Origin of the sequence: Emticicia sp. CRIBPO (assembly GCF_009905725.1) — a bacterium.
GTDB lineage: Bacteria > Bacteroidota > Bacteroidia > Cytophagales > Spirosomataceae > Leadbetterella.
In genome coordinates, this window is record NZ_JAAAKV010000008.1 from 264,139 (window position 1) to 279,847 (window position 15,709).

At 44.5% G+C, this 15,709-nt stretch carries 10 protein-coding genes; 1 reads left to right on the forward strand and 9 read right to left on the reverse strand.

The window, feature by feature from the left end:
- Window positions 1-5 precede the first annotated feature (5 nt).
- Both GVN16_RS18000 and GVN16_RS18005 read right to left on the reverse strand, forming a co-directional pair.
- Window positions 6-1,691: a TonB-dependent receptor gene (locus GVN16_RS18000; RefSeq protein WP_166565313.1), complete on the reverse strand. Its 1,686-nt coding sequence runs from the start codon at window positions 1,689-1,691 to the stop codon at window positions 6-8.
- Between the two features lie 7 nt (window positions 1,692-1,698).
- The gene (locus GVN16_RS18005; RefSeq protein ID WP_166565314.1) at window positions 1,699-4,695 is read right to left on the reverse strand and encodes a tetratricopeptide repeat protein; all 2,997 of its coding nucleotides are present in this window, start codon (window positions 4,693-4,695) and stop codon (window positions 1,699-1,701) included.
- Between the two features lie 173 nt (window positions 4,696-4,868).
- On the opposite strand from GVN16_RS18005, the gene GVN16_RS18010 reads away from it, so the two are divergent.
- Complete coding sequence (locus tag GVN16_RS18010; protein ID WP_166565315.1) at window positions 4,869-6,686, forward strand: M61 family metallopeptidase; 1,818 nt, start codon at window positions 4,869-4,871, stop codon at window positions 6,684-6,686.
- Window positions 6,687-6,724: 38 nt separating this feature from the next.
- Here the strand turns inward: GVN16_RS18010 and GVN16_RS18015 are convergent, their stop codons facing one another.
- The 7 genes from GVN16_RS18015 to GVN16_RS18045 form a co-directional block, all read right to left on the reverse strand.
- Complete coding sequence (locus GVN16_RS18015) at window positions 6,725-7,909, reverse strand: AGE family epimerase/isomerase (protein ID WP_166565316.1); 1,185 nt, start codon at window positions 7,907-7,909, stop codon at window positions 6,725-6,727.
- 307 nt (window positions 7,910-8,216) lie between these two features.
- Window positions 8,217-9,491, reverse strand: coding sequence for a mandelate racemase/muconate lactonizing enzyme family protein (locus GVN16_RS18020; RefSeq protein ID WP_166565317.1), 1,275 nt, complete (start codon window positions 9,489-9,491; stop codon window positions 8,217-8,219).
- 12 nt (window positions 9,492-9,503) lie between these two features.
- Entirely contained in the window at window positions 9,504-10,445 is a 942-nt protein-coding gene (locus GVN16_RS18025) for an RraA family protein (RefSeq protein WP_166565318.1), read from the reverse strand.
- A 130-nt stretch (window positions 10,446-10,575) separates the two neighbouring features.
- On the reverse strand, window positions 10,576-11,514 hold the full coding sequence (locus tag GVN16_RS18030) for a bile acid:sodium symporter family protein (protein WP_166565319.1): 939 nt from the start codon (window positions 11,512-11,514) through the stop codon (window positions 10,576-10,578).
- Window positions 11,515-11,592: 78 nt separating this feature from the next.
- Window positions 11,593-13,089, reverse strand: a complete 1,497-nt coding sequence (locus GVN16_RS18035; RefSeq protein WP_166565320.1) for a mandelate racemase/muconate lactonizing enzyme family protein — start codon at window positions 13,087-13,089, stop codon at window positions 11,593-11,595.
- Window positions 13,090-13,139: 50 nt separating this feature from the next.
- Window positions 13,140-14,072, reverse strand: coding sequence for an RraA family protein (locus tag GVN16_RS18040; RefSeq protein ID WP_166565321.1), 933 nt, complete (start codon window positions 14,070-14,072; stop codon window positions 13,140-13,142).
- A 112-nt stretch (window positions 14,073-14,184) separates the two neighbouring features.
- Window positions 14,185-15,705: a SusD/RagB family nutrient-binding outer membrane lipoprotein gene (locus tag GVN16_RS18045; RefSeq protein WP_166565322.1), complete on the reverse strand. Its 1,521-nt coding sequence runs from the start codon at window positions 15,703-15,705 to the stop codon at window positions 14,185-14,187.
- Window positions 15,706-15,709: the final 4 nt, after the last annotated feature.

Sequence of the window (15,709 nt, forward strand, 5' to 3'; positions counted from 1 at the left end):
TCATATTAAAGGGCCACGTTAACCCCTATCAGGAAATTCAATCCTAACTGAGGATAGTTATAGTACCTTTGGTAATTTTTGCCGATAATGTTATTTAATTTAACAAAAGTCGAGAATTGTTTGCTAAATAAATAGGTAAATTCAGCGTTCAGGTCAGTTATACCGGGTAATTTAACTACTTCCATCATGAAAGGGTCTTTGGCAAATGTACGACCAATATAGTAAAAATCTAAACTTGCGACTAATTTATTAGCAACAACGAAGGTATTGCCCCATCTGGCGGTGAAGTTCGGTTTGTGAAAAGGTTTCTCAAAATCAATCACCTGGTAGTAGAAATAATCTGCCTTGATATTGGTTTTCCAGTTTTCGAGATTCTGATAGTTCAGCTCTGTTGAAACGTTATAAAACTCGGTCTGATTCTGATCATACACCACTTCAAATCTTCTCTGGTACTCCTGAGGGTTACCGTCATAGGTATTGAAGAAGTAAAGACCCTGGTAGGTTCCGTAGGCAAATTTTGCGTTATAGTTAATACCCGAGAAAAGGTCTCCGCGGCTACCGATATAATATTCCTGGTTTTTAACCGTGTTTCTCAGGTTGATCTGGGGAATCAGGAAAGGGTTTTCATTATAGAATGAGTGCAGGGTATTACGGATGATGTCTCCGTCAAATCCGGCAAAGAAGTAGATCAGACCAGGTGTTTTGTAAGACAGCGAGGCCACAGGGAATCCCTTGGTGCTGTTGATTTTTTCAATTTCGTCAAATTCGTTGACTGCCTTAAATCCAAGTTTGGCTGAGAAACGGCTGAAATTAAAACCAAATGAAGGTTCTACCCTGAACAAGTTTCTTTTTCTGACCGGGTTGACCTCATAGTTATCAGATCTCTGGGTCAGGTAAGCTTCGGCAGCAATTAAAGCGGTAACCTTATCCTGGATAATCGGGAAATGGGAATTGAACTGGGTTCCCCAGTCGATTTCTTCTGCGTCGTAACGGTCATTCAGCGATTTAATACCTGTTTTGAGCGAGTAATCGACCCTTGGTTTCGGGTTGGTGTTTTCAAACAAAACAGAGAAATTATAAAGATTCAGGCGTTGCCTGATGTCTTCTTTGGCCGGCGGACTCACAAAAGTGGTGTCATAACCATAAAAATGATAAGCCCTTCTTTCGTAACCGGCGTCTACTTTCAGTTTGAAATTACCGCTGTGGTATTTTCCGTCCAGTTTGATCTGGTTGGTGCTTGATCCTGAATTCTCTCCGTTTACCGGGCCCCTTTTGGCTGAATTATGTAATCCGTAAATCCCGAATACCAGTTTCTGGTCCTGGTTCGAGTTGATATAAGTTTCGGCAAAGAGCCTTCCGAAGTTTCCGGCTCCCAGCTTTACATAATTATTATAACTCGTCAGTTCGTCCAGCTTGGATTTTTTCGAATTCGGCTGTACTATATTCGGCGTAAACTTAATCTCTTCTATCCCGGTTGGTTTGCGGTCAAAAAATGAATAAACCATTTTCTTTTCTTTGACTTCGTTAGCTACCGGAGGTATTTTTTCAAAGATACGGTTGGCTTTAGGGAGTTCAACTTTCCGGTCTTTGGTAATGGTAATTTCTTCGTTCCCGATTTCTTTGGTCTGGGCGTGTGCCAGTAAAGAAGCCGAAACCAGTATAACAGTTATTTGAATTGATTTATGGGTCATGAACTTATTAGTTTATCAATTTAAGTTTTTGTTTAGCTTCTTCTACCGTTTGTTTGTTTTCTGAGTTATCAATGATCGACTTCAGCGTGGCTTTGGCCATGAATGCGTCGTTTTTACCAATATAATTATCAGAAATCAATAAGAAGGCTTTTTCGTACCAGTAAGCAAAGTCGGCAAAATCCTGGGCTAACTCCTGCAGGGTTTTGATAGAAGTGTCGTATTGTTTTGCTTTGTACTGGATTTCACCGATATAATATTTCGCTTCAGCTCCGTTGACGTCTTTGGCCATGCTGATGGTTTTTTCAAACTCTTTGACAGCCGTTACGAAATCGGCTTTACCCATATAAGACTTGGCCAGGTAAAGCTGAGCCCTGTTTTCCGTACCGATTACGATATTTCCGCCATTAGCAAGGGCTTCGCGGCAATACTGGATGGCTTTGTCGTAGTTTCCGCTGAAATAGTAAGACTTGAATAATCCTTCCCAGGCAGCCACGATCTCACGTTTGTTTGACGAAGAGCCGGCAACAGTAAGGTAATTAGGAATAGCCTGGGTGTAATTGCGGTCTTCAAAATGGATGGCCGCAGTTCTTGACGCTGATTTGGTCAGGTAAGCCGTCTGGTTGTCTTCGATGATTTCACGGTAATATCTGAGGGCTTCGGCTTTGTTTTTAAGAATGTAATTAGACTCTGCAATCAGGAATTTAGCTTCCGGAACATTAGAGCTGGTCGGGTAAGTATGGATGTAACTCACCAACGCAGCTGCAGCTTTGTCGTATTTCTCGGCATAATAAAGGTTTTTAGCTGATTCGTACTGAATATTCACGATAGAACCGCTCTCAGGATTGCTTTTCTTGAACTGCTCAGCTACTTCAAAGAACTCTTCGCTCCTGTTCACCAGGTTAAGAACGTCTCTCAGACCGATCAGGGCTTCTTCAGCGGCTTCAGATTTTCCGAATTTGTTGATGATGACCTTGTAATCGCTGATGGCTTTGTCATAGTTTTTCAGGTTACTGAAAGCCAAGCCCCTTTTCATCAATGTGTTAGGTACCAGCAAACTGTTAGGTTTTTTTCTTAACAGGTCGGTAAATAGAGCCACCGCACCCTGGTAATTACTCTTTTCCATTTCGATCATCCCGTTCTGATACAGGGCGTCGTCAATCAGGCGTGAGTTTTCATATGTTTTTGAGAACTGGTCCAAAGTACGTTTGGCTTCATCGTCCCTGCCCATAAACCGGAGGGTTATCCCCTTCTGATACAAGGCGTAGTCTTTGTCAGTAGTATTCGAAACGATGGCACTTTCATAGTATTTAAGTGCTTCATTGTAGTTTTTAGCTGATAAATGGCAATCTGCCGCTCTCAATAAGGCATCTTCATAGTTTTGTCTCAGAGCCGTTTCGTTTTTGGTTTTTGCGACAAAATCCTCGAAGAAAGTAAGGGCTTTTGAATAGTTTTTCTGGTTGTAAAACAAATAACCGAGGCTGTAAATACTTTTTAACCTGATTTTTGAATCAGATGCACTCAGCAGTTCACGGTACAGGCTCTCTGTTTCCGGTCTGTTGAGTTCAAAAGAAGATTCCGCTTTCCAGTATTTGGCTTCAAGTGCCAGGGATGCATTGGAAGGGTATTTTAATGACTTATCAAAGAACTGGATGGCCCTGTCGAATTTTTCGAGGTTAAAATCCACCACACCCTGATTGAAACACAGCTTTTGGTAAGCTTCGTTGATGGCCGGGGTTCTTTTTTTCAATCCTTCTATATAAGTAATGGCAGAATTGTAATTGTTGGTTTCGAAAAGGATTTCACTCAGCAGTTCGTTAGACTGGTCCACGTATTTTCCGTTCGGGTATTCTGTCAGATAAGCCTGAAGCTCAGCAACAGCCTGCTGGTTGTTGTTTTGCTCTACCAGCACCTTGACAAAATTATAAGAGGCCTCTTCTTTGATCTGTGTATCAAACTTCATTTTTCTTGCGGCGTCGAAAGCTGCAGCGGCTGAGTTAAGATCGCCGGATTTTAATGCTGAAATACCTAAATAATAGGCCGCCTGCTGACCTATGGCGTCATTGAGGCTGGCAATACCTTTAAAAACGGTAACTGCTTTGGCGTAATTTTCTACCTTATATAAGCTGTATCCGTGTCTGAAGGTCACTTGCGGAGAAACGGTGCCTCTTCTGAGTTCTTTGAATTTTTCATAATAAACTGCTGCCCTGTCAAAATGGTCATTGAAGAAATGCACTTCTGCAGCTACGAGGCAGATATCGTCGATTTTTCTGCCGTTCGGATTGGCGATGATGGGCTCGGCATAACTCAGCAATTCATCATATTTTTTCTGACGGTAAAGGATCTGGGCAATCCAGTTCGGTACTTCTATCTTATAAGGATTAACATTTTCCACTCTTTTCAGATCTGAAAGGGCTTCGTCGAAGTTTTCATTCTGGAAATTGATGACTGCGGCATAATAAGCGGCGTTCAGGGCATTGGGAGCCACGGTACCTTTTACATAATTGAATTCGCTCAGGGCACCTTTGTAATCTTTGAGGTTATAAAGCGAAAGACCGAGTTTGTAACGAAGTTCATAAGTGTCCAGGTTATCAGCCCGGTTTATGAGGGCTTTCTCGTAGTATTCTTTTGCACTTTTATAATCTCCCTTTTGAAAAAAGCTGTTGGCCAGATCGCTGAAAATGATTTTGGCTTTCGGGTGATCTGAGTTTTTAAGAACGAACCTTTCAACCTCAATATCAGCGTCTTTTGACTTTGAGTAAAGGGAGGATAACGCGGAATAATATTCTGCATTTCCGATATTGAACTTGTTGGGGTTCAACGATCTCTCCGATTTTTCAATATAGTTCCTGAATTCTTTCCGGGAAGCTGAAAAAGCCTTTTTCTCGAACAATTCCACCCCATTATTGTAATGCGACTCAATTTCTGTGTAGCTTAAAGTATTCTGAGCCAGACCGGCGGTAGATATCAGGAGCGTTCCGAGAAGGTTTAAGGTGATTTTTTTCATACTATTTTTTGTCGGTAGTAAATAAAGCCCAAATTTAAAAAAACTGTTCGGTTAAAAACTCTATTAATTTCTAAAATGAACCCTTTATTTAAATTTCAATTGTGAAAACGACTGATTTGTAGAAAAATTGTAGATTTGTACTTCTCAAAGTTTCATTAACAAGCTATCAGATTATGGTTTACCTGCGTAAGTGTGTTTATTTTATCGGTGTTTTAGTGTTATGTTCTGTTTCTGAGGTCATGAGTCAGTCAAATTCAGCCCGGATCAGCTATGAATTGAGGATGTCTGAGCCTCATTCCCACTATTTTGAGGTCGGTATGATCCTCGAAGATATTCAGACACTTCCTTCTGTGAAGTCACAGGGATTTGTTGAAATTAAAATGCCGGTCTGGACACCGGGCTCTTACCTGGAGCGTGAATATGCCAAGAATGTGGAAGGTTTTACGGCCTCGTCTTCCAAAAAGCTGAAAACTGAAAAAGTCAGCAAAAATACCTGGCGGGTTTATACCGAAGGGGCTGCCAGGGTTACCGTCAATTATAAGGTATACTGTTATGAGCTCTCTGTCAGAAATGCTTACCTGGACGATTCCCATGCGTATCTGAACGGTGCCGCCGTGTTTATGTTTGTGCCGGGATTAACAGAGAAAAAGTCTTATTTAAGCGTTTTTCCGCATGAAAGCTTTAAAAAGGTATCTGTTGCTTTGCCTGAAGTAGCTCCCAATAAATTTGAGGTTGAAAACTTTGACCTCCTGGTCGACAGTCCTTTTGAAATCGGGAATCACGAAATCATTGAGTTTGAAGCACTTGGGGTTAAGCATAAGATCGCGAACTACTCGAATATCAAAATCGATTATGATACCAAAAAGCTGATCGCAGATTATAAAAAGGTAGTGGAAGCTGCAGCATCGGTTGTTGGTGAGCATCCGTGCAAAAACTACCTGTTCATCGTTCACCATATGCCGAATTCAGGTGGCGGGCTGGAACACCTCAACTCCACGACCTGTCAGACATCAACCGGAGTATATAAAACGGAAGCGACTTACAGGAGTTTTATGGGACTGATCGCCCATGAATACTTCCATTTGTGGAATGTCAAACGGATCAGGCCATTCGCATTAGGACCATTTAATTACGAAAAAGAGAACTATAGCCATATGCTGTGGGTTTCTGAAGGTTTTACTTCTTTTTACCAGGACGACATCCTGAGAAGAGCGGATATGATGAGTGAGGAATTGTTTACAGGATACCTGGCCAGCAAAATCAATTCGATTGAAAACGTACCCGGAAATAAAGTACAATCTGTGGCCGAGTCTTCTTTCGATGCCTGGATCAAGTACTACAGACCGAATGAGAATTCCAATAACAGCACGGTTTCTTATTATAACAAAGGTGGTGTGCTGGCCAACATCATTAACCTGATCATACTCAAGGAAACCAAAGCTGAAAAGTCGCTGGATGATGTGTTCAGGTATTTATGGACAGAGTATTATAAGAAAAAAGATGTGGGCTATACCGATGAGCAGTTTCAGCAGGCTTGCGAGAAAGTGGCCGGAATAAGCCTGAAGAGTTTCTTTGAAAAACATATTTACGATACGGAAGCTATTGATTATCAGAAATATTACGCCTATGCCGGTTTGGAATTGGTGGACGAAAAAGCCGAAGATAATCTTCCGTATTTCGGAGCTTTGGTGAGAACAGGTTCAGGTACGGTAACCCGGGTGGACAAAGGCAGTGGAGCTTACGAAAACGGTATTTATGTTAATGACGAGATCATCAGCGTAGACGGAAAGGATTTTGAAGGGATTGCACAATGTACTAAAAATAAGTCGGTTGGAGATTCTGTCCTGATCAAACTGAAAAGATCAGGTAAGATCATGGAATACAATATTCCGCTTAAAAAGAATCCTGAAGTCAGGTATGTCCTTAAAAAAATGGATAAGGTCAATAAAGACCAGGAGAAAGTTTATCAGAAAATGGTTCACAGTAAATAAGAAAAAAGGCCTTCAGAATTAATCCTGAGGGCCTTTTTTTATTTTTCCAGCCTGTGCCAGATTTCCATGCAGGCACGCCCGTTGTGATAGGGACATTTCCAGAAATTGACCTTATCTCTTGATTTCACAACATTCTGAGCGTCCAGGGTACCGAACCATTCACCGTTTTCGTGGTCAATCATGTATTTTTTTATCCAGTTCCAGGTATTTTCGGATTTTTCAAGGAAATTTACCTTGCCTGTCAGCTGATAAGCATTGAAAAAACCGACCATGGCTTCTGCCTGAGGCCACCAGTCTTTGTTGGTATGCAGCTTTTTGGTTTCCGGTTCGTACTCATAATAGATAGAGCCGTCTCCGGCCAGACCATCTGAAGCGGCCTTGGCCATTTCTATGGCGATTGTTTTACACCTTTTGATCAATTCTTCATTTCCGAGTACTTCTGCCGCTTCCCAGATGAGCCAAGAGGCCTCAATGTCATGCCCGTATGAAATAATGGTTGATCTTGGCTCCCATTTATCTGTAAAGAACAAGGTCATCCTGTAGGTTTCGGGATCGGTGATGCGGTTGATCATGATTTCGAGACAATGCTTCAGGTGAAACTCGGATGATTTATCTTTCCAGACTCTATACAGATTGGTGAACGATTCCAGCAGATGTAAGTGGGTGTTCATAGACTTCCGGCTGTCTCCTTTGCTCAGGATGTAATCGTCGGTGTCGGACCAATCGTTGTTTAAGGCTTCCACATAGCCGCCGTTGACGGGATCAAAGCTGTGTTTTACAACCTGCCCGAAAATATCCTTCGCCAGATCCAGAACTTCCTGTGACTTTGAGATTTTGTAATATTCAGCCAGACCGTAAATCGCAAAAGCATGTCCGTAAATCTGTTTTTTCTTTTCGAGGGGTTCTCCTGTAGCTGTTACCGACCAGTAAACGCCGCCATTGAGGGGATCAACAAAATATTTCCTGATGTAATCATACGCTCTTTTGGCCATCACGGGATATTGCGGATCCGGGAAAAGCTGCTGGGCTGCAGCATACGTCCAAAGGATGCGGCTGTTGATCACAATGCCTTTCGGGGCTTTGGGATTGGGTTGATTAAGATGGTTTACAGCTCCGTAAAAACCGCCGTTCTCCTGGTCAATGTCGTATCTGATCCAATAATTGAGGATATTGAGGAGCTCGTTACGGACTTCCTGCCGGAAGTTGGTAAAGGTTAAGGCCATGTATAAGGTTGATAATAATAGGAAAATAATTTCTCTTTATAATTATATTTTATCCGAATTAGGAAGCAATGTTCATTTCTGTCAGTATCTGCCTCCTGCGTGGACATGATATGATGAGATAAAATAAACTATTCAATGTAAAAATATAATATTTTACAGATTAATGAGGTTTACAGCAAATTTAAATTAGCCCGTTCCTGAATGATTCCGTGGTCTTGACGCTGCGATCTGGATTCAGATGCTTGTTTATAATGCTTTAAAAAGAGTAAAAATTGTGGGATTCAGTTCTAAATAACCGATTAAAATATTATTCAAAGAAAGGCACGCCGGGTGTGGCATACTTTTTCATTCCTTCTTCGTTGATTTCTACACCTACGCCGGGTTTGTTGGATAGGGTAATAAATCCGTTTTCGACCTGTTCTCCATCATAAGTGACGATTTCCTTAAACATAGGGTCTGTGTGGAAATAGGTCTGCCATTCCAAGATCAGGAAGTTTGGTACTGAGGCACAGACATGACAGGAAGCCATAGCCCCCAGGTATGAGGCCACCATGTGCGGAGCAAACGGCACATAATAAAGATTGGACAGATTGGCAATTCTCTGCCCTTCGCCCAATCCACCGGCTTTTTGGAGATCGGGCATGATGATGTCTACAGCTCCCGTTTCCAGCAACCTTCTGAATCCAAAGGCCAGGTAGTGATTTTCTCCGGCACAAATGGGTGTGCTGGTTGAATCTGTGATCTTTTTATAAGCTTCAGGGTTTTCGGCCGGGATGGGTTCTTCCAGCCACATCAGATTAAGGGGCTCGAGGAGTTTGGCTACTTTTTCGCCTGTGATGGCATCGTACCGGCCGTGCATATCCACACAAATGTCTATGTTGGGTCCTACGGCCTTGCGGGCGGCGGAAATCTGGTCGTACATCCTGGTTAATTCAGCCGGGCTGGCTGTCCAGTTGTATCTGTCATATTTATTGGGGTCATTGGCCTGATCAATGTCAAATTTGATGGCATTGAAACCCATTTTGACAGCATTTTTAGCGGCTGTGGCAAAGTCCTCAGGTTTGGGAAGGGTATTCTGATACAAGGCGGTATCCATGTAAACCCTGATTTTGTCACGGAATTTCCCGCCGAGCAACTGGTAAACGGGAAGATCAAGGGCTTTCCCGGCCAGATCCCAGAGGGCGGATTCTACGGCTGAAAGTACGGCCACATACATGCCCGATTGGGCTCCTTCAAAAAAACCTCCCTTGCGGATGTCCTCAAAAAGACGGTGGACATTGAGCGGACTCTTGCCTTTGAGTCTTTGTCCGAATAGTTTGACCAGGTGGTAGGTACCCGGAGTGGCGTCAACGCCCTCCCCGCAGCCCCAGATGTTCTGGTTGGTGTGGATTTTGACGAAAAGGCTGTGTCCGCCCCTGATAAATCCACATTTGACGTCGGTGATTTTCAGGTCTGTGGGAATGGAATTTTTAGAGGTGTCCCGGATGGTCTCCTCGTATCCTTTTCCGAAACTTAGCATGGGAAGTGCGGCCAGGGCAGCCCCTGCGGCCATAAAATTTCTTCTTGATTGATTTTTTTTCATGATATTGTGATTTTACCAGGTCCTGGTTTTAAGTAATTCCTGAATTTGTTCTTTGGGTACCGGAAGTTTATCAATGTGCTGGTTGAGCCATTGGGAAAAATCCCTTTCTATGTCGTCTGACCACCGGGAATCGATCTGTCCGGGTGTATATTTCTGCTCACGAAGCCTCTGATGTCCGAAAAGGTCTCTTAACCTGACGATTTCGGAGGTTTTGACTACTTTTTCGGCCATGTGGGGCGGAATAAAAATAACACCCCCATCCCTGCCCAGAACGACGTCACCGGGCATTACGGTGGCCTTACCGATCCTTGTCGGGGTATTGATCCCTATCAGCGTGGTGTTTAATTCGCCATCAGCATTGTTGAGGTGGTGAGAAGGGTGATAAGTTTTGAAAAATGAGGTAAACGAGCCTATTTCCTTCAGCCCGTTGATGTCCCGGACTGCTCCGTAATAGACGATGCCATTGCCTGATTTCGTGAAAATGGAGTTTCCGAGGTTGTCACCGATGGTTGGGCCGTCTTCGTGGGCTTCAAACTGGTCTACGACATACACATCGCCTTTGACGAGCATGTCAATGGGCCAAGAGTTCTGGGATTTGATCCTTCCGTCTTTGTTGTGCCCTCGGTCGTCGGTTACCCGCTGTATATCCGGTCTGCCTGGCATAAATGTTGCGGTCAGAGCCCTGCCTACCAGTACACTGTCGGGGTTAATGGTTTGCCAGCCGTCTTCATACTGGTGTTTGTAGTTGGAGCCTTTCAATACAGCCCAGGCTTCTTCCAAAGTGACGAGTTTCATGCGTTTCAGAATTTCGTCAGGTACTTTCGGGCGGCCGTCGGGAAATCTTTCGCCTTTCCACTCGGGTGTCAGGAAAAGCAATTCTGCCTTACTGATCTGCTGGGAAAATGACGCGAATCCAGCCAGTAAAAAGCAAACAAGTGAAAATAATATTTTCATGATTTTGGTATTTTGAGTAAATAATTGAAAAGTAAAGGCACAGAGAGTCCATTTGTTGAAACAAACCTTTCAGGAGTATATACTCCCGTTAAGTTTGTTTCAACAATGAAGATGCTGACCTGATAGAGAATTATTCAGGTATGGTAGATCCTTCGGGCTGCTTCTTGCTCCACCAACTGGCTAGTAAAGAGCCGGTTATGTTCATGATAGGTCCGAAAAGTGCAGGTGCCAGGCCGACAGTGGCCAGTTTACCCATTTGAAGTGCCAGTCCCGATGCCAGCCCACCGTTTTGAAGTCCCACTTCTATTGCCACTGTTCTGCAGTCCTGCTCAGGGAGTTTAAAGGCTCTTGCCGACCAATAGCCAAATAAAAATCCTCCGAGATTGTGTAAAAGAACCGCGACGATCAGTAAAATACCGACACTGGAAAGCGAAGCCTGGCCGGCTGCTGTAATGACTACCAGAATAAGGGCAATGCCGACCATCGAAATCAAAGGCAGATAGCTCTGAAGAAAGGCTGCTACGGGCTTAAGGTATTGGTTGATGATGAAACCGATCCCCAACGGAATAATGATGATTTTCATGATATCCCATACCATTGCCAGAAAATCAATCTCCACATATTGTCCGCCCAGCAATTTCATCAGCAGGGGTGTCATCAATGGTGCCATTAAGGTCGCAAAGGTCGTAATGGTAATTGACAACGCTACATTGGCTTTGGCAATCAGGGCCATCACATTAGAGGCAAGGCCACTCGGGCTGCTTCCTATGAGAATGATCCCGGCCGCAATTTCCGGAGGGAAACTGAAAATTTTTGTCAGACCGAATCCTAAAAACGGCATGATGGCAAACTGACAGCATAAGCCGATAATTACGGGCTTAGGAGTTTTAATTATTCCGGTAAAGTCATTGAAGGTCATGGTGGTACCCATGCCGAACATGATGACCTGGAGCAAAGGAACTATCAGCTTACTAAGCTTATAGTCTCCTATCTGAATAAAATATTCCGGGAAATTATAGGCAATGACAACAGAAATAAGAATACAAATGGTGTACAAATAATTTTTCATCTGGTTGAATTTGATTTTGGGACAATTTAAGTGCTCAGTATATTTTCCGCTTCACTGATGTGGGAAATATCTGTTTTTTTAACTCCAGCTTCTGTCCCAGGTATCTATTTTGTCCCATTCGTTGGTTGGGGCAAAATACAATTCACCCGATTTCAAATGTTCTTTAACCACTTTTTCGTTGATTTCGACTCCCAAACCCGGTGCATCAGGCACTTTGGCAAAACCTTTGTTGTAGATCGGTTTTTCGATTCCTGTCACCAGGTCTTCCCACCACGGGATGTCCATGGAGTGGTGTTCGAGGGCCACGAAGTTTTCTGTTGCCGCTGCACAGTGGACATTCGCCATGAAAGAAATCGGTGTGCCGGCAAAGTGCATGGCCATCGGAATACCTCTTTCTTCGGCATAATCCCCGATTTTTTTGGTTTCAAGCAGACCTCCGGAACTTGCCAGATCCGGCTGAATCATATCCACTGCCCGGGCGTCTACCAGTTTGATGAATTCTTCTTTGAGGAAAATGTCTTCGCCTGTCAGGGTTGGTGTGTCAATGGCGTCCGAAATTTGTTTCCACTGGTCGGTATAAAACCACGGGATCATGTCCTCAAGCCAGGCCATCTGGTATTTATCAAGGGCTTTTCCAAGACGGATAGCCGTATTGACATCAAAATGGCCGAAGTGATCGGCTGCCAGGGGCACCTCATATCCTACGGCGTCCCTTACTTTGCTGACGTGGTTGGCCAGGATGTCGATCCCTTTGTCAGTGATCTGAACCCTGGTAAAAGGGTGTTTGGTCTGGGCGTAACTCCTGGCAGAACCTTTGGTTTCAGGAGGATTGCCCCATTGCCTTTTTACATCCCAGGCCCCTGCTCCTACCAAAGCTCCGGGAACGTCAGCAAGCAGCTCAATACCAAAGTCCATTTTAAGGAATGTGAGCCCGGTATCGTAGCGTTCTTTCATCTTTTTGGCAAAAACATCAGAGTCTTTATCCTGAGGAGTGTCACCGTAGCAACGGATGTAGTCACGGTATTTGCCGCCCAGCATCATGTATGCAGGAACGCCGAAAGCTTTCCCGGCCAGATCCCACAGGGCCATTTCAACCCCGCAAACCCCACCGGCCGCACGGCCCTGGCCTCCGAATTGTTTTATTTCTTTAAATATTTTCTCTACGTTACAAGGGTTTTTGCCCAAAAGCCTGCTCTTAAGAAACAGACCATATCTGGCACTTGCCCCGTCCCTGATTTCTCCGTAACCCGAGATGCCCTGGTTGGTATCAATCCTGATGATCGGACAGGTCATGGGGGCTCCGGCTACGACAGCTATTCTCAGGTCTGTGATTTTCAGTTCAGAAGGTTTTCCTGCCCTGCTTACTTTTTGGGTGACATAGGCGATTTCTTCGGCAGGATTTTTATCGAGCATGTATCCGAGACTCAGTCCGCCTAAAGAGGCTTTGCGGATGAAATCGCGGCGGTTGTCTCCTCCGGATGCCGGAGCAGGTTTGTGGTTTTCAACAGGTGTGTCTTCAACGGGACCCGAAGGAATGTGTCCGTTGAATTTAAAGCGATCCAGGATTGGTTTCATAAATAAGGTTGAATTTTATAGTTAATATTAAGGTTTAAAGACATCAGTATTTACCAGTTTCTTTCTTTCATGATCTGGTCTAGCTGCTCTTTTGACATGGGCACTTTGCCGGGATTATCCTTGATCCACTGCATAAAATCTGCTTTAATGGCTTCTGTCCATGCCTGGTCTATTTCGCCGGGGGTGTATTTTCCTTCTCTCAGACGCTGGTGCCCGAACTGGTCTCTGAGTCCTACAAACTCAGAAGTAATGATCAGGTTTTCGGCCAGGTGGGCGGGAATAAAGATGACGCCTTCTTCCTTACCAAGAATGAGGTCACCGGGTAAAGCCGTTGCCCTGCCTATCCTGATCGGGCAGTTGATGCAGGTCATCATCATGTCTTTGATGTATGAAGGGTCAAAACCGCGTACAAATCCCACAAAACCATCAATGGCTTCCAGCCCTTCAAGGTCGCGGATACCACCGTCGAAGACCACACCTGTTTTTGACTTGGCGTAAATTGAATTGCCCAGGTTATCGCCTATGAGTGTTCCGTCTATGATTTTACCGAAACCGTCGGCCACGTAAACATCGCCGGTTTTAAGGACGTCGATCGGCCATGAGTTGGAAGAACCTTTCCTGTTCTCCACTTTTCCTTTTTCTTTGATTTTATTGTCTACATCCGGACGGGCGGGCATATACTGTGCCGTAACAACCCTTCCGGCCAATGCTTTTTTGGGATTTATGATTTTCCAGCCTGCTTCAAACTGGTTATTGTAGCCTTTGTTTTTCAGATAACCCCAGGCTTCTTCAATAGAGATGTTGGCCAGGCGTCTGATCAGGTCATCGGATACTTTGGGTCTGCCGTCCGGATCCCTGGGGCCCGTCCATTCGGAGGAATAAACTTTGATTTGTTCCGGAGTAGCCTGGATCTGCTGTGCCTGAGCCTGATACGACATGCCGGCGATGGAAAATAACGCCGTAATTTTTAAGGTGAGTCTCATTGATTATAATTAATTATGGTTGAATAAAATCTAGAATAAATATAATCTTTATCAGTGGATTTAAAGAAGAAACCGGATAGAAATCTATCCGGTTCTCGTGTTTCAAGCGGGTTTATTTATCCCACCAGACTTTGGTATCCAGGTCATCTGCTCCCTGACGTCCTATGGCTTCTTTGACATGGACGCTGTTGACAGAAATTTCAGAGTTAGGGTAAGTTAACCTTCTGATGAAATCACCTTTTATACTTTTGCCCGGGAAGGGGTTCGGTGTTAATTTAGGAAAACCGCTTCTTCTGAAATTAGCGAACGCCTCAGGTCCGTTAAGGAAAGAAGATACCCAGTATTGGGTGTTGATCTGCTCTAAAGCAGAAGCACTTACATACGGATGGGCGGTCAGGTAGGCAGTGATAGCGTCCGGAGCGATAGCAGAATTGGCATCGTACAGGGCCATTTGTTCCATGTGGGCTCTCACGCCCTTGTTGTAATAGTCTTCAGCAGAACCGGTGGTCCAGCCTCTCTGGGCAGCTTCAGCCAACAATAACTGGGTCTGGGAATAAGTCACCAGGAACATCGGCGAGGTGGTTTTTACCAGACGGGTACGGTCTACCTGGGTATAATCGTAGAAACTGGCCAGTTTTGCGGCGGCTACAGGGGTTTTGATAGAGCCGTTGTCATATCCGAACGGCATACCGATCTGTATGGCCGGGTCGGTGTTGCCTTTGGCAGGAATCATATCAGATCCTGACAAAGCACCTACATAGCGAATGGCGATCGACTTCAGTCTCGGATCATTGTTCTTCTGAAGAAAATCAACAAACGGGGCTCCCATAAAGAAGTTGTTAGCCTCTGTGGCATTGAGCATCTGCCCGATGCCGTTGACATAGTTGGCATCATGTTTTATGAAGCAATTGTCGGCATTCGACGCAAAGACACCACCCTGCACGGCCTTGGCTACGGTAGACTGGGCTGTGGCGGCGTCAACCTTGCTCAGTCTCATACCGGCCCTCAGCAGCAACGAATAGGAAAGTTTTTTCCATTTGCTCACATCCCCGCCGTATAAAACATCGGCGGTTTCGATGGTTTTGGATGCATCAAGGGCCGCAGCGGCTTCTGTAAGCTCTTTGATGATGTCGGTATAAATGACCTGCTGGGTCTCATACTTCGGCAAAACGATCTGATCAGAATAGCCCTTTCCTGCTTCTGAGTAAGGAATTTCGCCATAAGTATCCGTCAGTACCATAAACGCGTAAGCCTGCAGTATCCTGGCCATATTATAAAGGTTGGTCCTGGCCGGGGCATCTTTGGTGCTGGCAATCACGTCCTTGGTGTTCCTGATGACGTTACGGTAGTACCTCTGCCAGTTGGTCATGGTACCTTCGCGGTTGTCCTGGTTAAAATTGGCTCCGGCCAGTACGCCCGAGTTAGGAGAGACCATTTGCTGAACAATCCCCACTTCATAGGCCACCACACCACTCTGAATAGAGGTGTTGATCGTGGCGTTATTTAAGGTAAAGACGGGATTGATGGCTGTTGCGGCGGTTTTGTTGATGTTGAGTTCATCAAAACCCTTATCACATGCCGTAATAAAAACGCAGCTGACAGATATAAAAAACAGACTGATTATTTTTTTCATATTG